Here is a 23,428-nt window from a genome sequence, read left to right as displayed (position 1 = left end):
TACCGACGCATTTGACCAATAACGCTTTACTGTACTTTGTATTTCTGCATTCAGCTTGCCTCAGAGCAAGCGATTGCCTGTGAACAGCTTTCATCACCCTAAATTCCGGATAATTCCATATGATTTGTCAAAAAACACTGTTGCTGTGCCTGTATCGCCGTGGCGAGATTTAGCCATGATAAGTTCTAGAATTCCTTGGTCTTCTGTGTCTGGGTTGTAGTACTCATCTCGGTAAGCCAAGATGATATTATCAGCAACCATCTCTAAAATTCCCGACTGGCTGAGGTCACTCATCATAGGACGCTTATTTTGCCTACCCTCTACTCCCCTAGAAATTTGAGAAAGCGCTAACACAGGAACATTTAAATCACCAGCCATTTTGTAAAGTCCCCTGGCGACATCTCCTAGTTCATAACTGCGATTACCCCCTGAGTCTTCTGCCATCATTTGTAGGTAATCGACTACAACCAATCCCAACTTTCCTTCTTTGGCTTTTATCTGACGACATTCGGAAGCAATTCCAGAAACAGTAATGCCTCTTGAGTCATTCATATAAAGCGGTAATTCTGAGGCAATACCAACAATTTTGGCAATACTGGTGAATTCCCAGCCCTCTAAAGGTTGATTACCTGAACGATGTCTGCGGATGCGATCGCTCTTTAGTGGGATCAAGTCTAAATGCTTGTAGGCATTGGTAACACTAATTAAACTCCACAGTCTGTACTCCAATTGCTTTTTTGTCATCTCCAGCGAGAAGATAGCCACAGGTAAGTCGTGGAGCAGTATCATCTGGAACGCCAGGAACAGCGCGATGAAAGATTTCCCTATTGATGGCCTACCCCCAACTATGGTGAGTGTACCGTCTTCAAATCCCAGCATTAAATTATCAAGCTCATGAAGTCCTGTGGGGTATATGGGATTATCTGAATCTAATTCCTCGTAAGCAGCAATATTAATCGTGCTGTTGTGTTCAGTATTGTTCGTAATAGTTTGATTAGATAGTTGAAAAACCTTTTGCTCTGCCTGATCTAGGACAATTGGTAACTCTTTTTCAGTCTCATAACCCAGATGCACAATTTCATTACCCGCTTTAATTAACTGCCGCCGCAGATACTTGTCCATCACCAAAACAGCTAAGGCATCGATGTTAACGGCTGACACTGTGCGGTCTACAAGGGTGGCTAATTTATTTCTCCCACCAATACGCTCAAGTAAATTTTGGTCAGCCAGCCAACTGGTGACTGAGAGTAAATCTGTGGGTAAAGATTGACTCAAGAGCCGCAGCGCAGCTTGGTAAATATCTTTGTGGGCGCTGATGTAAAAGGCTTCTGGAATTAAGCGATCGCAAATCCTGCTGATTGCTTCTGGGTCTAGCATAATCCCGCCCAAAATGGCCTCTTCTGCCTCGATGTTTTGGGGTGGCAGGCGGTCAGCTGGCCCTTGAAAACTTAGTTCTTTCGCCATAAGCAACTTGAGATTTTCAATTCACAGGACAAAGCTTTTGTAGGGAGGTTGAAGCTCACTATGCTGATTGCTTCTGGGTTTGACATTATCCAAACCAAGCTGGCTTGTTCCATTTCAAGAACATTGGGAGCGATCATACTTTCTCCTTATAGGTTTCCATAGCTTGCTGATGTTGTTGTTCGATTTCCTGTTGAAACTTTTTCATCATTTGGCTGCTGCGACTGCTTTGAGATTTTTTGGCTTTTGCTTGTTGCCAAGCCAGAAATTTCTTGTAATAAACTTCCCAGCGATTTTGTCCAGCTTTATTTTGATGAGCCAACCAAGCTTCTATGTCGTTAACTGGGTAGCTAAGATTTTTAGTTTTTTCCTCACAAAATTCCAAAAAATTCGCTCGCTCGTCTTCTGAGAGAGTCTGAATAAATTCTGTATAAGTCTGAGAGATCTGAGGGGATCTAGAACCATTACTGTACAAGGGTTCTAGCTCTTGATTTGGACAATTCTGTCCAACTCCGGACAATTCTGTCATTTTTCTCTCACGAGAAAATTTAGGTTTACTTTTAGATTCTGGACTGTCCAACTCCGGACAATCTTGTCCAACTCCGGACAATTCTGTCATTTTTCTCTCACCGGAAAATTTAGGTTTACTTTCCGATTGATTTGCTTTTTTCTTTTGACGTAGTTCTTTGGCTTGCTTACCTGCTAAATTCTGTCCACGAATTACTACGGGTTCCCATCGGTAAAGTTCTAAATCTTCAAGTTTTGCCAGAGAACGTTTAACCTGTCTTTCACTGACACCGATTGCTTCTGCAATTTCTAGAATTCTTGGTAGTTCTACCATGCGATCGCCGAAAGGCTCAATCATTTGTAGATAAGACCATAGTGACCAGTCAGCAGCAGTTAACTTGCCGCGAATAGCTTTAATAGCCATTGAGTTAGGAGTTTGGTAGAAACCATCTAATTCGATACCAAGCATTGGGCAATCAGGGACTACCGTAAGTTGAGTTTGGTTTGACATCGCTAGTCCCTTTGTGCTGGTGTGAATTCACCGTAGGCTTTCAGCCACTCTTCATGCTGAAGTGGGTAAAAACGTCCTTGATTTTTTGAATTTGGCTGTGTCATAGTTCCTGGAGTTTAGACTAAATGGAAGAGATGAAAGAGAAAAAGGGGATGTCTGATTGAAGACAGTCCCCCTTTCGGCAGAAGCTAAGAGAGAATCACCTACTCTTATCTGCCAATATGAAACGTGCCAGACTCGAAGAATTTCGTCAAGCCGCCTATACGCATCTAAGCAAAGCACATGATGCAACATTTGAACTAACAGATGCGATACTGTTGACCCGTAATGTCTACAGTCTGGCAGATTTATCGTTATCGCCAGTGTTTAGACGCAAATGGCCGAGTATCTATGAAGCGATACAAGATACCAAACCAGACCGCGAGAAATTAATGGAGTTATATATCAAGCAAATACCAACAGAAAAACGCATATTGTTGGCAGGAGATCATACAGCTTGGTCACGCCCAGATGCGGTGACACTCAAAGAACGGACAATAGAACACAGTAGCACAGCGATCGCGGGAAATAAACCGATTACGATTGGGCAGGGATATAGTACTATAGCTTGGATACCAGAGGATTCAGGAAGTTGGGCACTACCGCTGAGGCATGAACGGATTACCAGTTGGGACAATCCGATTGAGAAAGCAGTTGAACAACTCAAAAAGGTATGTGAATCAATGTCTGTTCGACCAATTTCGCTTTGGGACAGTGAATATGGTTGTGCGCCTTTCGTATTAAAGACAGCTAGTATAAAAGCCGATATCTTAGTTAGACTACGTTCAAATCTGTGTCTATGGGGCGCACCACCCGCTTACTCTGGCAAGGGTCGTCCTCGCAAGCATGGTGCTCAATTTAAACTCAATGAACCCTCAACCTGGGGCGAAGTGGCATCTGTGCTGGAAGTAAATGACCCAAAATTGGGACGAGTTAAAGTCAGTCTGTGGGAAGATTTGCATTTTCGCAAAGCTGCTGCACGCCCAATGACGCTACTGAGGGTGGAACGTCTTGATCTTGATGGCAATTTGAGAGTATTAAGACCTTTGTGGTTGGCTTGGGCTGGGGAACAAATGCCACCATTGGATGAAGTTTGGCGATTGTACTTGCGCCGATTCACAATTGACCATTGGTATCGTTTTCTTAAGCAACGCTTACATTGGACAGTACCAAAATTCAGTACTCCAGAACAATGTGAACATTGGAGTGACTTAATGCCGTTAATCACTTGGGAGTTATGGTTAGCTCGTGATATCGTTGCTGATCATCCTCTTCCCTGGCAGAAGTCAATAGATAAATTGACCCCGGGACGAGTTGCTCAAGCTATGGGTGGAGTTTTCGCCGCGATTGGTACTCCTACCTCTCCACCCAAACCTCGTGGAAAGTCCCTTGGGTGGACACCAGGTAAAGCCCGTAACCGGAAAATACGATATCCAATTGTTAAAAAGACTGCTTCTAAACCACGCAAAGAGGAACAAAAATCTGCTTAATCTCAAATATCTTCATTCTTGAAGGTTGTGTTTTATGAACTCAGCACTGCTGGGTCATTTGTTGCTGTCTAGTCTAAACTCAAATGTATAAGCAACTGAAATTTATCCCACAAAGGCTGTCAAAAAATGTGAAAATTTTAATTGATATGGTTTTGGGTACTTTCTAATCATGTTGAATATCAAAGATATTGAAATCAAGAATATTGACCATTTGGGTATAGTGGCAGGAATCGTAGACTCAATTGGTTTGGTGTCAATAATTAATAATTTAATAGGGTCAGAAGCCGGAGAAAAAGTTAGTGCTGGACATGTAGTAAAAGCAATGATTTTAAATGGATTGGGGATGGTTTCAAAACCATTATATATGTTTCCAAAGTTTTTTGAATCGATAGCTTGCGAGCATTTAATTGGAGCCGGAGTCAAACCAGAATATCTGAACGACGATAAACTCGGCAGAGTGATGGATAAATTATTTATAAAAGGTCTAGATACAATATTTTTAGCAATTAGTTTAAATGTGGTGAAAAAATTTGAAATATCTTTAGGGTCATCGCATTTAGACTCATCATCATTCCATCTACATGGAGAATATAAAACTAGTTTACCACAGGTGATATTTCCAAGAATTGGTGATATTCAGTTTCCCGAAGAATCAGAGACAAAATCACCGGAGGCTATAAAAATTACATATGGTTATTCTCGTGACCATAGACCAGATTTAAAACAATTTATTATGGAATTGGTATGCTCCGGAGACGGAGATATACCAATATTTTTGAAAGCAGCATCCGGAAACCAAGCTGACTCAGCATGTTTTGGAGCAATTGCCGTGGAATATCTCAATCAAATAAAAGTCGATAGTTTGATGGTGGCAGATTGTGCATTATATACAGAAGAAAATATCAAATTAATGTCTAATATTAAGTGGTTGTCTCGAGTGCCTTTAACTCTAAAATCAGCAAAATCTTTAGTCACAACCTTAGCAGAATCAGAATTCATTAAAAGTGAACTAGATGGATATTCATATGTTGAAAAAAAAGTCAGCTACGCAGGCATAGCGCAAAGATGGTTAGTAGTACAAAGTCATGCTAGAAGAAAATCAGACTTACATAAATTATCACAAACTATTGAAAAATCTCTCTCTAGTTCCAAAGCCAAGTTAAAAACCTTGTCACAAGAGAAGTTTGCATGTTCATCTGATGCCATGAAGGCATTATCAAAAATATCTAAACAATTTAAACACCATCAAATAGACAAGATTGAAATCACTGAAAAAACACCCGATGCCAAAGATGAAAGGATAGACAAATATTATCAAATTTCAGCAACTGTCTCACAAAACGAAAATGCAATTGCTCTCGAAACCAAAAGTGCTGGGCGGTTTATTATTGCCACAAATGTCTTAGAATCAAAGCAACTTGATAATGCTCAAATGATTAGAGAATACAAAGCACAGCAATCATGTGAAAGAGGATTTGGTTTTTTGAAAGACCCATTATTTTTTACAGATAGTATTTTCCTTAAAGCAAGCGAAAGAATAGAGGCATTGGCAATGATAATGGGGTTATGTTTACTAGTCTATACACTTGCACAAAGACAAATAAGGGCAGCTTTATCAGCGTCAAAATCAACTATTAAAAATCAATTAGGTAAATCGATAAATAACCCCACATTAAGGTGGATATTTCAATGCTTTGAATCAATTCATCTTGTGACCTTAAACCAGGACACAGATATTTCTAATTTAACGAGCGAGAGAAATTTTATTCTGACATTGTTACCAGAAGATTGCCGCCGTTACTACACCTGCATAACTTAATTTTATCTAGATTCTTCAGGGTGCAAGTATGTTTAAATGGACTATCGCTCTTTCATTCTTAGTCCTAAATTATTATGCTGATTTTTTACTTAGTTTTCCCTTTATATAAGTTTTGATTAATAATTTAATGAAAATCATAATATTTGATGATTATCAGTTACTCAAATTGCTTGAATTTTTTATTGCTTCTTATTGAGAATAGTATAAATGCCTCTAAAACTTCTTAAAATATCTTTTTTGCTCATTTAATGTGTTCTTTTATTCTCTATTGATGAATCAACCTCAGTAATAACCGATTGTGACAGTGCTGGGTACGGAAGGAAGGAAACAATTCACTATCAATAAAGATGGAGAACCTGTACTTAAAAGAATTCCATCCCTAGCTCAAACGCATGAAGTGGAAGAATTAGAATCAAAAATTCGGGCTTTAATGCCGGAACGTAGTATCTTAGAAATCCTTTGTAATGTTGAGCATTGGTTGAACTGGACAAGGCATTTTGGTCTGTTTTCAGGAAGCGAACCCAAAATATCTGAGCCTGCTGAACGTTATATTTTTACTACGTTTAGCTATGGCTGTAATCTTGGCCCAAATCAGATGGCTCGTCATTCCCAAGGTGCAGTGACTTCTCACATGATTTCTTATACAAACCGTCGCCATATTAGTGCTGCCAAAATTGAAGCGGCAATTCGGGATATTATCAATACGTACAATCGGTTTAGTTTACCATCTTGCTGGGGTACAGGGAAAAAGGCTGCTGCTGACGGAAGCAAGTTTGAGATATACGAGAATAATTTACACAGTGAGTATCACATCCGCTACGGTGGTTATGGTGGTATTGCTTATCACCATGTCTCTGATAAATATATTGCTTTGTTTACCCACTTTATCACCTGTGGTGTGTGGGAGGCTGTCTATATTTTGGATGGGTTGTTGAAAAATCTCTCAGATATTCAACCGGATACTTTGCACGCAGATACTCAAGGTCAATCTGGGCCTGTGTTTGCTATTTCCTACCTTCTTGGTATCAAATTGATGCCACGTATCCGTAACTGGAAGGATTTAACTTTTGTTCGCCCCAGCGTAGATGTTACCTACAAGCATATTGAACCGTTGTTTAAGGGCGTGGTCAATTGGAATTTAATCAAGACTCATTGGTATGACATGATACGTGTAGTACTGTCAATTAAGGCAGGTAAGGTGATGCCCTCGACGCTTCTACGTAAGTTGGGTAGTTATAGTAAGAAAAATCGACTTTATCAAGCTTTTCTTGAGTTGGGTAAGGTAGTACGGACTATGTTTTTACTCGACTATGTTTCTAATGTGGCTCTTCGCCATGAGATTACAGCGATAACCAATATTGTGGAGATGTACAATGCCTTTCTGGACTGGGTATTCTTCGGTAAGCTGGGAGCGATTACTGAAAATGATCCTATTGAGCAGGAAAAGCGGCTGAAGTATCTTGATTTGGTAGCAAGCGCAGTTATTTTGCAGAATACGGTTGATATGTCGTTGGCTATCCAAACGTTAATGTCACAGGGAGAATTGATTCCTATGCGACACCTTGCAGCAATGAGTCCATACATCACAAGACATATCAAAAGATACGGTGATTATGTGGTGAATTTACATAATATTCCCCAACCATTGGAAGCTGCTATTGATCTGCCACCAGAAATCTTTGAAACTTAGATATATCAAAGGTTTCCAGACCATCTTGCAGGTTTTTACACGTATCTCGGCTCAATACCGTTATGAGTTTGCAGCTGGTTTAAATGCTTGTTTGAATCAGATAAATCAACTGATAACGACGAGTACAGCTGATTTAGTCAACAAAGAAGACCTCGCAACATTGCAAAAGCTACAAGAAGAATATACAGCTGAACTGCAAACTGTACGGGGTCGAGTTGATGCTCTAGAAGCTCGTACCGCAACATTAGAATCACAGCAATTCTCGACAACTACGACACTGCGAGGAGAAGCAATTTTTGCCTTAGCTAGTGTGTTTGGCTCTGATAGAGCAATCAATACCGATGCTCAAAATGCTGGTAATACCAGACAAGGACTTAATGAAAATGCAATTTTAGCCGATCGCGTTCGCTTGAATTTTGATGCCAGCTTTACTGGTAAAGACCGCCTCAGAGTGAGGTTACAAGGGAGAAACATTACTTCATTTAACACAGGTGTGACTGGTACTAACCAAACTCGTTTAGGATTTGATGGCAATGAATCCAACAATGTTAGCATCTCAGCTCTGTATTACCGTTTCCCCATAGGTAACTCTACGATGGCCGCTATAGCTACTGAAGGGTTGGAATATATTGATGAAGTACCTCCCCTCAGCCGCAACTTTGATGCTAGTGGTTCAGGTGCGTTATCTCGTTTTGGACGTTATAACCCCATTTATCGGGCAGCAGAAGGGCCAGGTATCATCGTTAATCACAAGTTCAACAGTGCTTTAACTCTCACTGCTGGCTACGTTGTACCATCTGGTGTTGGTAACGATCCTAATAATGGTAGAGGTCTTTTTAATGGTGCTTACTCCGCATTAGGTCAAGTGACTTTTCAGCCCATCTCTCCATTGAGTTTGGCTTTTACTTATGTCAATGCTTATTACACTGATGGTAGTGGAGTCTCTGGTACAACTGGCACTGGTTTTGCCAATAACCCATTCAACGGTGCGCGCACTTCTGTGAATAACTATAGTTTGACTGCTAACTATAAATTCAGTCCAAAGTTTACCCTGACAGCTTGGGGAGGCTATACCAATGCCAAGGCTGAAAATACAGCCGTTGCTAGAAGTGATGCAGAGATTTGGAACTGGGCGGTTCAGCTAGGCTTTCCCGATTTGGGAAAGAAAGGAAACTTTGGTGGGATTGTGTTTGGTGCGCCACCTTACGTTGCTAGCAATCAATTTGTTAGTGGTGCTAATCGCCGCCGAGACGATGATGTCACCTATCATTTAGAGGCATTCTATAGATATAAGGTGAATGACAACATTGCTATTACCCCAGGATTGATATCCATCTTTAATCCTGAAGGTAACAGCAGTAACCCCAATATATATGTGGGAGTAGTGCGTACTACCTTTACTTTCTAAACCCATCTGCTGATGCGATCGCTTCTCTAATGATAGAGGCGATCGCAATGTGAAAACTCAAGCTAATCTGTGATTGCGTAGATAAGGATCAATAGGCTAGTTCAGCAAATAAAAACACTTTAATACCAATTTAATATGAAGCTGCATATAATGGAGAAAGCAAACTCGGTAAATTAAAATAACCATGAGCCGCCCTTTTAAGATTGAAATCGCAGAGAGCGAAGAAGAACTTAAAAAACGTCTACAAACAGTCAACGTAGGGAACCAGAAAGACAAACTTATGATGCTGTGGTGGATAAAAAGTGGTCAGGTTCAGGAGCAGCAAGACATTGGAAAACGCTTGGCGAAAGATACTTCAACGGTAACAAGGTGGATACAAAAGTATAGGTCAGGTGGGCTAGATGAATTATTAAAAATTAAAAAAGCACTATTGTGCAAAACGCAAAATTAACGAGCTTGCGATCGCAGGACTCTCCGAAGAGTTAAAAACAGGAACGCTCGATACTCCTGAAAGGAGTGGCTGCCGCCATCGCTCCAAATTTTTTCAGGCTTTCGCAAGATGCAGGGGGAGTCGGTTGTAAAAAATAAATTCCAACCACCACCAAGGGAAATATGAAAAGCAGCGATGCTCCAGGGGAGCCGCTACGCGTTCACGAAGTGACTCCGTTGCGTTAGCTTCCCGCAGGGTAGGAGTATCGCCATCTTAGTTTTGAGAACATATAAATTCTAATTTAGGTTAACTTAATATCTTGCACATTTACGTATACATACAGCAAAATCAAACATCTGGGCGATATAGCTACAGTACCTTTGTTTGCTTTTAACACTAAATTACTACTTTTAGCTTTATGCTGAGTATTTAATCTCACCATTTTTGCTTGGAAGATGTGAGGAGTATGTCAGTAGAAAATCCAAGTCCTTTAGAGATCGCACTCACCCTTTGGAGTATTGGCATTGTTTCCGAGCAGAACCTCATCGCTTGGGCTGATGCTCAGATTCTGGCGATTGAAAAACCTGCTGATGATTTACTGGAAATTGCCACTAAAGGTGCTAAAGTGTGCATCAAACAAGGGTTGATTGAAACGCTTCCAATTGCCCTTGGCTACTCAGAGGAATTTTTTATTCGAGCTTATTTGTTGGATATCGAATGCGATACTCCGCAGGAGTCACTTTGCGATCGCGCAACAAAATCTTTCATCGCTTGGGTTGCTCACAACTGCTGTGGGAGTACGGAAATACCTGAAGCTGTACTAGGGTATCATCTAGAACACTTATACTGTGATTGTGAGGATGTTGATGCGGCGATTTCCCTGCTACGGGCTGAACTTCCAAAAATCATGCCTCGTTGTGAATCCTTTGCTACTGTGTTTTTGGAGCAAGTCTCTGGGTTAGAGCTATGCATTTAACCGCCCATCAAACTGCAATGATTGAAGTTGCTAGGGAGATTCGTTTCGCGTTAGATCGCTTGAAATACCTCGATCCAGATGGAATGTGTTTGGCAATAGACTTAAATCCACCGCTTGGCTCAATGGCGATTCTAAAAGCATTGGAAATTCAGCTACCATTCGCCTATGCTGCTTTTTTGCTAGAGGTGGGAAATGGAGGGTGTTGGGATTGTGCCGAGCGCGACTGCTGGATGACAATTGATGAAATCATGCAACATAATTCTACCCAGTTATGGCACCAGTCACCGCCTGATTTCGTTAGTCAATTTCTGTCAACAGGAAAGCAATCTGATGCAGTCGAGTTACCCTATCTCCTGAAGATTAACGCGCTCCCTGGACTATTGCGAATTGGGTTGTATCCTCCAGAGCAAGAGACTTACGGGTTGTTTCTGACGCAAGAAGGACATGAAGTGAAAATTCAAATCTGCTTACAACCGTTGTTGACCTATGTTGTGATGGAACGCTATACACCGAAGCAATGGTTACAAATGCATCTCAATTTTTTAAATAATGAGATTTATGAAATTGAAAAATCTATCTCAATTTTGAATTCTCAGCAAAGTCCGTACCTTCTTTTCAAAGGATATTTCATGGGTTTATCCGAGGCTAGGTTGAAGCTGTTTATTGAAAATTGTCCCGCAATTGTTTTAGAGAGAAAACGAGAATTGCTGGATGAGAGATAAGCATGGAAAAACTTTTGTTCTAATTGATGGGTATACACTAGCGATCGCACAAAGCGATTCAGGTGTGTTATTCTCTGGTCGCCACAGTCGCAAAGCTATAACTAAATATGACGATTCGCTCCTGATTCAGTTTTTGGCACATCATGCCCATCATTTGGATGTTTTTTGATCCACCACTACCTCAACCTGACTTTCATCAGCTTTGCTTACAGCATTTTCAAAAAGCAAAATTGCAGTACCCGTATACAATTCCCTTTGAAGCCGATGGGAAGCAATATCAACTGGTGACAGGAAGTGTATATCACAATGAGATCGGCTTGTTGACGGTTTTAGAAATTACAATGCCGATAAATGCGAATACCTTATTTACCAACGTGAATGAGCCGACATACCTAGAGTTAGTTATCTGGGCTTCGCAGACATCCTGCTTACCTCCGGTTGAAGATTGGGAAATGTCTGTCGATTGGAGAGGACGAGAGGATGAGTTGGTAACTTTAGGAACAGATTCTTCCTTACCCCAAGCTGATTTTTTCTTGAATTGTGTAGCGTCTCACTTAGCAAGATTATGGCAAAATGGCGATCGCGCAGCGTTGAAAAAAGGATTGCTCCCTTTGCGAAGTTATTTCCCCAAAGAAACCTACTTTCTCTACTGTCGAGGTCAGATGCTACTATCCGGGGAACTGCGATTTCACTATGGGGAATGGTTTGATGGGGGCTTTCTCCGGCTTTTTCGGGCAGAACAAGGGGAGTCTTAACAATTCAAAATTCAAAATTCAAAATTCAAAATTCAAAATTAATGGCGATGGCTAGGAGGGCAAGCTACATGGATTGCAAAGCACTAATTTACGACGGGGTAAGGAAACAGGCGATCGCACCAATATACCCCCATTCTTTGATGAAGTGGGATATTTCCCAACAACCCCGGATAATTGGACAAATTGAGTTACCCTATGATTTTGAATCAGTACCAAGTATTGTTTTGTTACCTGATAAAGACAGGTTTGCGATCGCCCCCAGTAATGTTTCCTTAGAGCATGGGATAGAGATTCGTCGCTGGGATGATTTTTCCGTTTTGCAACGAGTTGACTTACCCCATGCACCCTATGAGGAGAATTCCGAGGAGGATGAGTATCATGGACATAGTAAATGTACTCATATTTCCTGGTTGGGATTAACACCTTGCCAGGGCTATTTATTGGTTGGTGAGGGTTGGGGGGATATTTATCTAGTTAATTTAGAAAGCGGTGAGCAAATTCGTTGGTTGCGTCGTTGGCGAGATTATAATGCTGCTTTTGCCATCGATCCACAAATGCAGTTTCTCATTGTTAATTCTGTAGACATGGATGAGTCCCATCAATTTTACAGAATTGACAGTATCCTTGAGGATAAATTGACCTATTTGGGTGAATATTCAGGTGGTGTGCGTTGTCATCGTGGTGGCTTGAGTTTTAGCCCAGATGGTCAGCGTCTGGCTTATACTGCATATCGATATCAAGGTGTTGATTTATTAAGTTTTCGGCTTGAACGCTCGATACTAAGCACTTTATCCCCGAAAACGCAGGAACTGCTCGATCAAGACTGGGACAAATCGGAGCAATATCGGGCGAAAATGTGGGGTCAATTCTTTCGGTTGTACCATGACCATGATGGATTAAATCCTTGGCAAAGTAATATCGTTTGGTTAGATAACAACAGGCTATTGTGTGGTGTAGGGCAAATTCTGGCAGTGCTGTCAGCTCAGACAGGGGAAATAATAAAAACCTATGACGTGGATGCAGTAGTTAATACTTTGGTGTTTGACTACAAATCTTTCCAAGCTATTGTTGCCACCAAGCAAGGGATAAAGGTGGTTGCGATCGCCTAATCAATGTAGCGGGAAAACCCATGATAACAAGTGAAGACATAACTGGCGGTGATTGAGATGGGTGTTTTCAAGGTGAGTAAATGTGGGAATATGTTCAATATCTGAATGCAGAGTTACTCGATCTCAAACTTTGGGGTGAAGGTTGTAGCCTGTATCAGATTCGCCAGATGGGTGATGATGAGATTTGCTTGATTCAAACAGATGATACTCCGCAGGAGTCGCTATGCGATCGCTGGCAAGTGGTTTATACCGAGCGTGGTGCGGTTCAACAACTGCTGTTTGAATTTACGGATGAGGCTGAAGCCTGTGAGTTTATGTATCGGGAGATAAAGAGAATCAAGCATCCCCATCTTGTGGGGCTATTTCCGACTGATGCAGAAGCAGAGCAATTATGTCAGGTGTTGACTCAGTTAGAAATTCAGTTCTCTCACGATCCGAAAAGGAGGGTGACGGTGTACGATCAAGACATTTTTACAGTGGAGCGTCATTTCGGTTGCCAATTACCCCTGCGAAAATGGTTGACCGTTCCCGAACGAATTCACGTCACCCTCGCTCGATTACGAAAATTCGATCCATACAATCGCTATGCCCAAATCACGACTAATCCCCCAATTGCGTCTGAAGCAAAGTTGAGCGCGTTAGAAGCACAACATGGAATTCGACTACCTGACATTTACAGAACGTTTTTGCTAGAAGTCTGCAATGGTGGTAATTGGGAACGACTAGGAAATTACTGGTCGGCTGAGGAAGTTATGGCAAACAATTCTGCCCAAGTATGGAATCAGCCTTTACCTGAGTTCCTCGCAAAGTTGAAAGCGGCAAAGTCGGGGGATTGGCTCAAAAATCCAGAAAGTCGGCAATATCCAGGGTTGTTACGAATTGTCGATTGGGATAATCCTGTGCGGGATTTGTTTCTCACCCAGGAAGGATACGAGGTTGAAATTCAGGGGGATTGGATTCGTTTTTGTGAGTTTTCTCCAGAACAATGGCTCAAGGATTTTCTGGATGATATTCAATATGGGTTATCTACAATTGAAGGATTGCTGGCTTTTCTTCGCTCTGGGGAATTAATTCGAGATTATCCATACTTTCATTCGGTGAATGTTGCCAGACTCCTTGCAGAAACTATCGGAATCAATATCGATCCTGAACTCACAAATGAGCAAGTGAAGATGAGCGATGAAATAGATTATAAAATCAACCAATGGCGAATTGAGAACATGGGTAAGATGCGGTACAACTTTGGCTTTAATGCAGAGCAAGCCGAACTGCGATGCTCCGTAGGAGCCGCTACGCGAACGCAACGAATTTTAGAAAGGTTGGAGTACATATATAATATATTGTATCCCTAAATGACCCATCATCTGGATCTATTTTTCCAGTGTGAGTGTGCTAGACCTGGCGTTCGCTGATTTTTAATTTTTTAATCTGAAAATTTAATTAACCTTTACAGACTTACAATCTAATCTCCGTCGGCTAATTTAAAAATGTGAAACTTGCGCGAAAATAATTATTTTTATGCAGTTGTAGCCACAGTTATATAATTTACGTACAACCACTCATGTCATTTTTTATTTTTCTAAAGTAAAAAATAAATATACATAAAAATGTTGGTGAAAATGGTTTTATAAAAGCTATGAAAAAAATACTTTTATTAGCGATGTTGTCTGCTATCCCAAGCATTATTTTTTCTAGCCCCTCTTGGGCTTCTGTTTATATCAAATATTCCAATAACGACTCGGACAAACATGTAATGAAAGTTCAGATGGATGGTTCAACGAAAGAAGTTACATTCAATGGTCGCACGACTGGAGCCACAACGATACAAGGTAGCGGTAGATCTGCTGTCATTGAAACATCTTGTGGAAAAGTCGAAGTCAAAGATGACTCTAAAATCGAAATCAAAGACGGCTGTATCAAAGTATTATAAACATCAATCTTTAAAATTACATTCATTATCCAAAATCATATTCATATGATGCAGCATCTGTTGTTTGAAATACCTGGATTATACGTTCTATTCTCTTCCTGATAAAAGCTAAATTTTCTTGTTATAAAGTATAGGAATGTAAACAAATCAATTCTTCTAAAATTTTAGGAACATCTTCTACTGAGACGACATTTAAATACCCATCATGAAAATGACTGATTAATTGTAATCCAAGATACTTGCAAGCAGGCAACCAAAATTGGTAAAATATTTCGCTAGTTGCTACAGGAATCACCTCATAATTCCCAGTAGTAATTTGGAGAATTCCCATCTCTATTGTCATCTCATTATCTCGTAATATTTCAGACTCAAAGCTATTAAAAATTATATAATTACTGGGTTGGTTGCCAAATATATTTACCAGTGCGGTCAATATATCCAGATGCTTCTCCAACTTGCACTTCTGCTAACCCATTAGAGAAGGAATAAGCTCTATCAAACTGTGGTGCGATCGCTAATTTTCCAGTGCGGTCAATATATCCCCATTTACCTCCAATTTGTACATCTGCTAATCCCTCGGAGAAATAACCAATTTTATCAAACTTTGGTTCAATCACTAGTTTCCCTGTACGGTCAATATATCCCGATTTTCCGCCAACTATTACTTGCGCTAACCCATTCTCAAAAAGCCAAGTCATATCAAATTGGGGTTTAATGACTAATTTACCAGTGCGGTCAATATATCCCGATTTTTTGCTAATTTGAACTGCTGCTAAATCCTCAAAAAATGACCAAGCGCTGTCAAACTGGGGTTTAATGATTAATTTGCCTTTTGGATTAATAAATCCCCATTTTTTACCAACTTGTACTACTGCTAAACCCTTAGAAAATGACCAAGCAGTATCAAACTGAGGTTTAATTACTAATTTACCTTTATTATCAATAAATCCCCACTTTTTACCAATTTGAACTGCTGCCAAACTCTCAAAGAATGACCAAGCGCTGTCAAATTGAGGTTTGATGACTAATTTACCCTTATTATCAACGAATCCCCATTGTTTACCGATAGCAACTAAAGCAAAACCATTGATCAAATATTCAAGATTATCAAACTGTGGTTTAGCCACAAACTTACTACTACTGTCTATAATTCCCCACTTTTTACCAACTTTGACTCTAGCAAAACCATTCAAAAAGCGATCGCAATTATCAAACTGTGGCTTGATGACCAATTTACCTGTGTGGTCAATATATCCCCATTTCTCACCTACTTGAACTTGAGCTAATCCCTCATAAAACGACGAAGCATAATCAAACTGGGGTTGAACGATTAATTTCCCAGTGCGATCAATATATCCAGATTTTCCGTTAATTTTCACCTTCCATAACTGGGGTAATGAATTCTCCTTTGTAGACTTAACTGTGATAGAAGATATTGATTGATGAGTATCACTAGATATAGATGGTGTTGAAAACAATGTTATCCCAGTTATCGCTACTAGCAAAATCAAGGGATGGTGAATATGAGATTTCATATTTGTGACTGAATAAGTAGTAATGTCACTTATCCATAGCTCAAAACTAGCTAAATTGTCATCCCTAAAAATCATCGGATACACGAAACCAATACCAATCACCGTACAAGTAAAATACTTGGTAATTAGCAGCACCAAATGGACTTCCTTCACGATTAGGTCGATGGACAAAACCATAGGATATGACATCAGGACTTAGAGCATCACCACCCCAGAACACACGAAAATATACACCACCACGAGAATCCATAGCATATTCATCAACTTCATATAAACCGAGTTTGCGGTTTAATGTGATTTTTCCTTTTGCAGAAATAGGAAGTTCCCGAACTTGTTCAAATGCCTGTTGCGATACTATAAATGCTAAACGACGGGGAATGTAGAATTTGAGCAGAACATAACAAACTAAAACTATACCTGCAATGATAGTAACTTCTCTCCAGGGTATAAAAGTGTGCCAGGGAAGCCTAATACTTTGCAAATCCCGTCTTCCTAAAGTTTTCAACCCCCAGAAGAGAATTGCCAATACTGCAAATATTGGTACACAAACAATTGATACCAGCATGACTGGAAAAAAGAAACTATTTAATGCACCAGGATAAATACTGATAATTAGAATTGCGACACAAATAAATAAGGTTATATATATTGCTATTTTGCTAAATATTTTCATAGAACAAGTCATTCATATTTAAAAAATTCATTTTTAGTAAACATTAAATTTTTGTGATATTTCTCCTGAGTTACTATTAGGTTTACTTTGTTTGGGTTCCCAGTTAAAATCATGAGGACAATCGCATTCTTGAGCTTGGTTGCAGTTAATTACCATCATGCTAAAGCAAAAATTTAGGAGAGTCCCGTTGTCAAATTTTACTTGTAAATTGCCTGGACTACGAAAACCAGCACCACCATAACCAATAATTTGATACTTAGAACTTAAGTTTGATACATTAAAGAAATATGGTTTAGGGCTGAAGCTAGAATCACCCTTTAAATCATTTAAACAAAAGGCTTTTGTGATATACCTTTGTGCGATAATTTCTGCTTCTTTTGCAGATGGATCGCCAATTGCACTTATAAAATTATCGGAGATTTTGGTGATTTTATTAGCTTGAGTACAGTCAACTATATAGGTTATTGGAAAAGCAATACGTAATAAATGATATGTCAAACCTAGTGATAGAATTATAATAATTGAGATTTGAATAAGTTTTTTCATTGATGCCAAGGGATAGTGCTGTCCTAACTTTGTGTTGCTGATAGATAAAGTTTGTTCACGAAGTGCTACAGATGATGGTAAGCAAGCTGAATTGTGTATATCCTTCCAAAGAAGACTCTGACAACATCTGGGGTGTATCTGAAACATCCAAACTTACCAATTTATAACGCTTTTTATCAAATTTTAAAGTAATTGCCTCTTGCTTACTCGGATCGTAAATTAGAGTTTTGCAGTTCATCTTGGAATAAATTCGCCAGTTTTTAAGTTAATTTTAATCGTAGATGCTGTTGAATTTCGGTTTGCTTCCAAGGGAATCGTTACCCACTCACCAATGCGATCGGGTGAACCAAAAAGACAATCACAATTAAACTTTGCAATTACAAAAGGAGTAAAACCAAGTCTAAATTTTAATTCCCCGTGGTATGTGTCACATCCTGTAGAAGTATCTGGTGGAGAACATGTATAGTTGTATAAATATACCGTGGTAGGATATTCTTTAGATGTCACAGTTTCAATGTTTGGATCATCAAAAGCAGACGATATCAAAACGATAAATGAGACCAACAAAACTAGCACACTCGATAATAATAAATATAGAGAAATAAAAGTTCGCTTTTTTACAAATGGTAAATATTGAGGCTTTTTAAATAATAAAAACCCAAAAACAAAACTAAGTAACCATGTAATTAGAGAAAATCCCAATTTAACATCTTCCAAAGTTGGAATAATTGGTAAAAATATAATTACAACTGCAATAAATGGGGTAATCAAAAACAGTAGAAAATTAAAATTTCGATGATACATTATCTTACATTTACTAAAATTATTAGCGTAACAGCCACCGCCCTCGCGTCCACTTTCAGGTATGTTTAGGTGCTAACTGCCATGTTTTTTCGACTTACTCACCATGAAAACTAAGCCAGAGGTAACAATTTGATAAGGAATGAGCAAAACTGCCCCAATCATAGCTTTCAAAGTCCACCCAATGCCCATTATCGATCGATAAAGTTGTATAGCTTCGTCTCTGAATTCAGGATCAATCTTTCTGAGTCGATCTTCGTCTGACCAGCCATTAAAATCAAAACCCAGATAATCAAGCCGCATCTGGGCATATAAATCTGGTAAATATGCCAACAAAGTAACTAGAAGTACGCACGTCATAAAAGATAGAAAACTGCTTAATAGCAAACTAGTCACATAACCCTTCTGCCTTAACAGAAAAGGTATTGCAAATGGCGTTATCAAAATTATCGCCAGAATCAAAAAATAAATTCCCGAAGATATATACTGCATTTTTACCAAAAGCGATTCTCTTTCCCAGAGGCTGAGTCGCAAGCGACACGCTACGCGTTTACGCAGTATAGCGAAGCTAACGCCAACGCATAACATCTCCAAAAGGGAAATTGCTTAACACAATCCCACCAATACAAAATAACCACCCCGAAGCAAGGCTTCGGGTTAACCAATAATATTTTTAACTCAGTACACATCCTCAGTTCCACTGAAGTAATAAAACGGCAAGTTTTTACGAATCACTAACTCTACTAGCATTACACCCAGTGGTTCATATTCGTAGTAATATCTAACTTGACTATTGGTTCCAGGAAATGGTGGTTGAGCGCAGGCTGCACCAGGAGAACCGCAAGTTACCTTCACAGGTATAAGTAAAATTCCTACTCCTAATACAAGTATCAATTGTTTCATTGCAACCGTTTACTCATATTGTTTTTAATGTGTTCAAAATTACTATACATATTCTGCTCGCGTAGTTTTATATACTATAAGCTAGAAGACTCCCGCTACATTGCGGAGCAATTAGCGGGGGAGGATGTCAAATGGATAATGTTTAAGTCGCTCGCCTATAAAAATTGGTTATTTTCAGATGGTAGTAGACAGAGCAGTAGTTTCAGTGGTGCAGGGGAGATAACGGTAGTGTGGAGATACATTTTCTTAGCTCTTAAACATCTCCTGTCTACTGGTTTATCAAATCCTTAGTATCTACAATTATGTGCGACTTTGACAAAGGCTTCATTTTATGCACTTGCAAGGACAAAGAAAAACCCATTGTGCATAACAAAAATTCGAGGCGATACAAACAGGAGCAAGCAACGACTCCCAAGGTGTATCGATGGTATTTATCTACATTTAAAAGATATAAAAGCGACGACGAGCCACTGATGGAAGGGCTATACGAATTTCCTGCGGCGGATATAGGCAAGGGACTAACGGACGATTGGGTTTTGCTCAATCTCAATGACAGAAATTGCTTTGATGTTGACTATACACCCCAAGAGGGTGATAACCTTGTCATCCAAGATGCTCATAAGAAATGGATTTATCTATCTTTTATTTTCCAAAATGGAGCCTGGGAAAAAGGACATTACAATCCATTTGATATTATCCAAACTTTAACCATGAACGGAGAAGTAAAACAAATATTTTCCTATTGACATCGACGCATATCTAGCAATCCTAAATAATTCATAATAAAACACCAAATTCATGCAGCTTAGGGAAGTCAAAAATTTGGCAGTTAAGCGACAACTCAAATAAAACCTTGACAATAGAGAAGTAATGACAGAAGAAATAAAACTCTGAAATCAGTCTTTTCCCTGATAAACAAATATCTTCTACAGGGTTCTGTTGGAGTGCATTTGGAGCAAATCTTTCTAGTTGATTTATTAAGTAAATATTAACTTGTAGTGGTAGTTATAGTTTAACTCAAGGCTAGCAGATAAAAATGTATAAATATACTTGGACTATTCTCTGTTTAATCATAATAAATGGTCTATTCGACTCGGATATTCAAAAAGTACAAGCATCTAGTCTTTTTGTTAGACAAAATAAATTAACCAGTCAATCTTCAAAACCTAAACCTGTGACAAGCCCACTATTTCGTATTGTTAAAAATGGCAAGTATGGTTTTATTGACAAAACTGGTAAAATAGTTATCGAGCCGCAGTTTGATTTAGCTTGGAGCTTTATCGACGAGCGAGCGCAGATTAAAATTAATGATAAATATGGGTATATCGAACCTACTGGCAAACTGATTATACCTCCACAATTTCGTTTAGCTTTTGCGTTCTCTAATAAACTCGCCTTAGTTGTAGTTGAAGATAAATATGGCTACATTAATACCAATGGGAAATTAGTAATTCCACCTCAATTTGAGGAAGCTTTAGCTTTTAAGAATGGGTTAGCAGCAGTGAAGATAGATGAGAAGTGGGGTTATATAGACTTGAGCGGTAAATTAGTCATTCAGCCGCAGTATGAACAAGCGCTACATTTTAACGAAGGATTAGCAGCAGTAAAAATTAATAATAGATGGGGCTATATAAATTCTCAAGGACATATAGTTATACAACCCAAGTTTGAAGAAATCTTAGGATTTTCACAAGGATTGGCAGCAGTAAAAATTGGTGATAAATATGGTTATATTAATCAATCTGGTCAAATTGTTATTTTACCAAAATTTGATGAGGCTTGGGAATTTACTGAAAATTTAGCAGTAGTAAAAAGCGGTAATAAATGGGGTTATATTAATCCTAGCGGAGAGAGGGTTATTGCTCCTAAATTTGATATGGTAACCTCATTTTCTGAAGGATTAGCTGCTGTCAAAGTTGATAATAAATATGGCTATATTGATACTCAAGGTAAAATAGTAATTCAGCCACAATTTGATTTGGCTCTGAGTTTTAAAAATGAACTGGCTTTAGTATATCTTGATGGCAAGGCTGGCTATATCAATAAAACCGGAGAGTTTATTTGGACTCCCAGTAATTACTATTACTAAACGACGAGTTTTAATTGCGATTAGTAGTGCTTGTCCTTATAAAGAGAGTTTTGCAACGGTTTATAAGTGTTTATCTCAACTACCTTGTCTTGACTAAAAATGGTCTAATTTAATTAACAAGTAATAACTGAATTATGGTTTTTAATAACTAATTTTTTGGGTTATCTTACTTGATTTAACCCATCAATTGCCATGTCAATTTTTATCACTAAAATTTTTTCGCTTCAGTATTAAGCACTACTAACGTATTTTATCTATCTTCAGGTGCTTCGGCTTTCACCTGAAAATACTCAGGCTGTGAAGGTATTTTGATAATGTATTAATTAAACCATCTTCAATTTGGCTAAACTAAGCGTTTTTTTCCGACTTGTGAGAAATCCGGGTTTACAGTGCCTAAGCTATCTGAGGGTTTTTTTCAACTTCAAATGATTGTTAATAATCTGACTTGCTCAATTTTTCAAAACTTCAATATCCCTTATTTCTATTTTTCCTCTGCCTAGAGTGACAAAAGAGGGTTAGTTCAGGGAATAAGGAAGCTTGATTTTGCAGAATTTCAGTAGACCTAAAAGTTCTGCGATCGCTAAAGAATGGTAGTGTATGATACCGTTTTTTGGAAATGCACAAAAGGTGATTGTGAGATGTGAGTAATAAGATTCACTTATAGATAAACCCCAAAAATCAACCAGATGGTAAACAAACTTCGCAGGCTACCCCATAGTTGCGGTCTACTGTTTGACGTAAAAATTCAAGCATTTGTTTGAGGGTAAATAGATGAGAAAGAACTTGTCTAGAGCTTCTTTTCAAACGGCTAAGATAATGCCATACTAGATAAATCCAAATATTAATAATTAAAAATGATAAAGCTACAAATAAAAGTCGAATAGTAGGATTTTTAATAGTAGTTTTAATTCGACACTGGTTTTTCATCCGATAGCTACTCTCAATCCCAAAACGGAGACGGTAGTCATCATGTATAGAATGTAATGACAGCTTAACTTTATAAATAGCATAAATAAAAAACTCCCGACCATGCGCTCGTCTTTTACCATTTTTATATGTACAAACTATCCACACATTAAAAGTGACTGAGCCATACTTATCGCTGTTTAAAGTATAACTGGTCTTGTAACTACGCCGCCCTCTAATCAATTGTCTAGTCCCGCCATGTTTGCCTCGAATAATTACTGGCATTTCAAAGGGAATGTCGAGAGCTTGCAACCATCTGATGACTGGGACACAGAAGAATTCTCGGTCTAAATACAATCGTTCTACTTTCAGATTTAAAGGTTCAATTAGTGCTAAAAGATAAGTGATAATTGCTGCCGCGCGTATTTTGTTGTTGAACAGCTTTAATAGCTAAAGTGACTCGTTTATTCTTCTTAATTACATAAACAGTAGCGTAAGCATAAAAAGAACAAGTGCCACTTTTAGCTTGACTTCTATAAATATATGGTGCTTCTAATGGTGATGGCTCACCATAATAAGGAATCAAGTTAAAATCGATGGCAATTTTTTGTTGACCTTCTCGGATTGCATCTGGTAAGCGGCTTTGAAGTGCGGTATTTAAATCTAATTCCAGAGAGTTCAAGTCGGAATATTTTTCTAAATGATAACGAATATCGTTACTTGTGGGAACATTTTTTAATACTTTACTCGTGTTTTCTATGCTATCTCTTTGGGTAGCTGCCCTAATTAAAATTTCAAATATATTTTGTTGCTCACACTTACCCTGAGTCTGGATTGGAATGTTTTCAGTTAAACAGTTCACTACTTGGTTCAAGGTTTTACTATCAGTTAAAACCGGCATATTTGCAGTCATAGTCAAATAAATAATCTTTTAAGTCAAAAATTTTGCTTCTTCACTCCAATACTTTACAAAAATTCTAAGACACAGCACCAGAACATACTTCTCCTGCGAGAACTATCCTTAACTTTTTGGCTAATTTATTAGTTTTACTTATATTATATTTACAGATGACTTTTTGAAAAAGCGTATCAAAAATTACAGTTTTTTAGGCAACAATAAGATGTGCA

26 protein-coding genes and 1 pseudogene are annotated in these 23,428 nt (G+C 38.7%); 14 read left to right on the top strand and 13 right to left on the bottom strand.

Going from position 1 to position 23,428, the window contains the following annotated elements; all coding sequences use genetic code 11:
- Positions 1 to 93 precede the first annotated feature (93 nt).
- A complete protein-coding gene (gene dnaB, locus HG267_RS33190) occupies positions 94 to 1,464 on the bottom strand; it encodes a replicative DNA helicase (protein ID WP_045871512.1) in 1,371 nt (456 codons plus the stop codon).
- Positions 1,465 to 1,597: 133 nt separating this feature from the next.
- Positions 1,598 to 2,479, bottom strand: a complete 882-nt coding sequence (locus HG267_RS33185) for a hypothetical protein (protein WP_194007787.1) — start codon at positions 2,477 to 2,479, stop codon at positions 1,598 to 1,600.
- Between the two features lie 221 nt (positions 2,480 to 2,700).
- Between HG267_RS33185 and HG267_RS33180 the strand changes: the two genes are divergently transcribed.
- From HG267_RS33180 to HG267_RS33125, 12 genes are all read left to right on the top strand, one after another.
- Positions 2,701 to 4,008, top strand: a complete 1,308-nt coding sequence (locus tag HG267_RS33180; RefSeq protein ID WP_045868498.1) for an NF041680 family putative transposase — start codon at positions 2,701 to 2,703, stop codon at positions 4,006 to 4,008.
- A gap of 169 nt (positions 4,009 to 4,177) precedes the next feature.
- The gene (locus HG267_RS33175) at positions 4,178 to 5,827 is read left to right on the top strand and encodes an IS1634 family transposase (RefSeq protein WP_081584055.1); all 1,650 of its coding nucleotides are present in this window, start codon (positions 4,178 to 4,180) and stop codon (positions 5,825 to 5,827) included.
- A gap of 298 nt (positions 5,828 to 6,125) precedes the next feature.
- Complete coding sequence (locus HG267_RS33170; RefSeq protein WP_052335248.1) at positions 6,126 to 7,517, top strand: Tn3 family transposase; 1,392 nt, start codon at positions 6,126 to 6,128, stop codon at positions 7,515 to 7,517.
- Positions 7,507 to 8,925, top strand: a complete 1,419-nt coding sequence (locus tag HG267_RS33165) for an iron uptake porin (protein ID WP_228045624.1) — start codon at positions 7,507 to 7,509, stop codon at positions 8,923 to 8,925. Before HG267_RS33170 ends, HG267_RS33165 begins: the two co-directional genes overlap by 11 nt.
- 184 nt (positions 8,926 to 9,109) lie before the next feature.
- Positions 9,110 to 9,376, top strand: a complete 267-nt coding sequence (locus HG267_RS33160) for a helix-turn-helix domain-containing protein (RefSeq protein WP_096621733.1) — start codon at positions 9,110 to 9,112, stop codon at positions 9,374 to 9,376.
- Positions 9,377 to 9,821: 445 nt separating this feature from the next.
- Positions 9,822 to 10,331, top strand: a complete 510-nt coding sequence (locus HG267_RS33155; RefSeq protein WP_045871510.1) for a hypothetical protein — start codon at positions 9,822 to 9,824, stop codon at positions 10,329 to 10,331.
- Positions 10,322 to 11,053, top strand: coding sequence for a hypothetical protein (locus HG267_RS33150; RefSeq protein WP_045871509.1), 732 nt, complete (start codon positions 10,322 to 10,324; stop codon positions 11,051 to 11,053). Before HG267_RS33155 ends, HG267_RS33150 begins: the two co-directional genes overlap by 10 nt.
- On the top strand, positions 11,043 to 11,222 hold the full coding sequence (locus HG267_RS33145; protein ID WP_045871508.1) for a hypothetical protein: 180 nt from the start codon (positions 11,043 to 11,045) through the stop codon (positions 11,220 to 11,222). The genes HG267_RS33150 and HG267_RS33145 overlap by 11 nt, the downstream gene beginning before the upstream one ends.
- A complete protein-coding gene (locus tag HG267_RS33140; protein WP_045871507.1) occupies positions 11,197 to 11,808 on the top strand; it encodes a hypothetical protein in 612 nt (203 codons plus the stop codon). Before HG267_RS33145 ends, HG267_RS33140 begins: the two co-directional genes overlap by 26 nt.
- A 68-nt stretch (positions 11,809 to 11,876) precedes the next feature.
- Positions 11,877 to 12,917 (top strand): hypothetical protein, encoded by a 1,041-nt coding sequence (locus tag HG267_RS33135; protein WP_045871506.1) that lies wholly within the window; start codon positions 11,877 to 11,879, stop codon positions 12,915 to 12,917.
- A gap of 80 nt (positions 12,918 to 12,997) precedes the next feature.
- Positions 12,998 to 14,269, top strand: a complete 1,272-nt coding sequence (locus HG267_RS33130; protein WP_045871505.1) for an SMI1/KNR4 family protein — start codon at positions 12,998 to 13,000, stop codon at positions 14,267 to 14,269.
- Positions 14,270 to 14,670: 401 nt separating this feature from the next.
- The gene (locus HG267_RS33125; protein ID WP_228045623.1) at positions 14,671 to 14,847 is read left to right on the top strand and encodes a hypothetical protein; all 177 of its coding nucleotides are present in this window, start codon (positions 14,671 to 14,673) and stop codon (positions 14,845 to 14,847) included.
- Positions 14,848 to 14,968: 121 nt separating this feature from the next.
- Here HG267_RS33125 and HG267_RS33120 read toward each other — a convergent pair whose 3' ends face one another.
- The 8 genes from HG267_RS33120 to HG267_RS33085 all read right to left on the bottom strand — a co-directional run bounded on the left by HG267_RS33120 (position 14,969) and on the right by HG267_RS33085 (position 19,305).
- Positions 14,969 to 15,190: a hypothetical protein gene (locus HG267_RS33120; protein ID WP_228045622.1), complete on the bottom strand. Its 222-nt coding sequence runs from the start codon at positions 15,188 to 15,190 to the stop codon at positions 14,969 to 14,971.
- Positions 15,191 to 15,239: 49 nt separating this feature from the next.
- The gene (locus HG267_RS33115) at positions 15,240 to 16,457 is read right to left on the bottom strand and encodes a WG repeat-containing protein (RefSeq protein WP_235623075.1); all 1,218 of its coding nucleotides are present in this window, start codon (positions 16,455 to 16,457) and stop codon (positions 15,240 to 15,242) included.
- A complete protein-coding gene (locus HG267_RS33110) occupies positions 16,447 to 17,055 on the bottom strand; it encodes a hypothetical protein (RefSeq protein WP_045871503.1) in 609 nt (202 codons plus the stop codon). Before HG267_RS33110 ends, HG267_RS33115 begins: the two co-directional genes overlap by 11 nt.
- Positions 17,056 to 17,088: 33 nt before the next feature.
- On the bottom strand, positions 17,089 to 17,601 hold the full coding sequence (locus HG267_RS33105; protein ID WP_045871502.1) for a hypothetical protein: 513 nt from the start codon (positions 17,599 to 17,601) through the stop codon (positions 17,089 to 17,091).
- Positions 17,602 to 17,656: 55 nt separating this feature from the next.
- Entirely contained in the window at positions 17,657 to 17,839 is a 183-nt protein-coding gene (locus tag HG267_RS33100; RefSeq protein ID WP_045871501.1) for a hypothetical protein, read from the bottom strand.
- Positions 17,836 to 18,405, bottom strand: a complete 570-nt coding sequence (locus HG267_RS33095) for a hypothetical protein (RefSeq protein WP_045871500.1) — start codon at positions 18,403 to 18,405, stop codon at positions 17,836 to 17,838. The genes HG267_RS33100 and HG267_RS33095 overlap by 4 nt, the downstream gene beginning before the upstream one ends.
- A gap of 72 nt (positions 18,406 to 18,477) precedes the next feature.
- Positions 18,478 to 18,798 carry a hypothetical protein gene (locus tag HG267_RS33090; protein ID WP_263420000.1) on the bottom strand — a complete coding sequence of 107 codons (321 nt, stop codon included), beginning with the start codon at positions 18,796 to 18,798 and terminating at the stop codon, positions 18,478 to 18,480.
- A 282-nt stretch (positions 18,799 to 19,080) separates the two neighbouring features.
- Positions 19,081 to 19,305 carry a hypothetical protein gene (locus HG267_RS33085; protein WP_045871498.1) on the bottom strand — a complete coding sequence of 75 codons (225 nt, stop codon included), beginning with the start codon at positions 19,303 to 19,305 and terminating at the stop codon, positions 19,081 to 19,083.
- Positions 19,306 to 19,667: 362 nt separating this feature from the next.
- On the opposite strand from HG267_RS33085, the gene HG267_RS33080 reads away from it, so the two are divergent.
- Positions 19,668 to 20,051, top strand: coding sequence for a hypothetical protein (locus HG267_RS33080; RefSeq protein WP_235623074.1), 384 nt, complete (start codon positions 19,668 to 19,670; stop codon positions 20,049 to 20,051).
- A 31-nt stretch (positions 20,052 to 20,082) separates the two neighbouring features.
- Here the strand turns inward: HG267_RS33080 and HG267_RS33075 are convergent.
- A pseudogene (locus tag HG267_RS33075) lies at positions 20,083 to 20,271 on the bottom strand (IS630 family transposase); the annotation flags it as partial.
- 208 nt (positions 20,272 to 20,479) lie between these two features.
- Here HG267_RS33075 and HG267_RS33070 point away from each other — a divergent pair.
- Positions 20,480 to 21,394: a WG repeat-containing protein gene (locus HG267_RS33070; RefSeq protein ID WP_235623073.1), complete on the top strand. Its 915-nt coding sequence runs from the start codon at positions 20,480 to 20,482 to the stop codon at positions 21,392 to 21,394.
- A 678-nt stretch (positions 21,395 to 22,072) separates the two neighbouring features.
- On the opposite strand, the gene HG267_RS33065 is transcribed toward HG267_RS33070, so the two are convergent.
- Both HG267_RS33065 and HG267_RS33060 read right to left on the bottom strand, forming a co-directional pair.
- Positions 22,073 to 22,657, bottom strand: coding sequence for a transposase (locus tag HG267_RS33065; RefSeq protein WP_235623072.1), 585 nt, complete (start codon positions 22,655 to 22,657; stop codon positions 22,073 to 22,075).
- Between the two features lie 25 nt (positions 22,658 to 22,682).
- A complete protein-coding gene (locus HG267_RS33060; RefSeq protein ID WP_155539350.1) occupies positions 22,683 to 23,201 on the bottom strand; it encodes a hypothetical protein in 519 nt (172 codons plus the stop codon).
- Positions 23,202 to 23,428: the final 227 nt, after the last annotated feature.

Source organism: Tolypothrix sp. PCC 7601 (assembly GCF_025677855.1).
Classification (GTDB): Bacteria; Cyanobacteriota; Cyanobacteriia; order Cyanobacteriales; family Nostocaceae; genus Aulosira; species Aulosira diplosiphon.
This window is presented reverse-complemented; position numbering and strand designations above follow the sequence as displayed.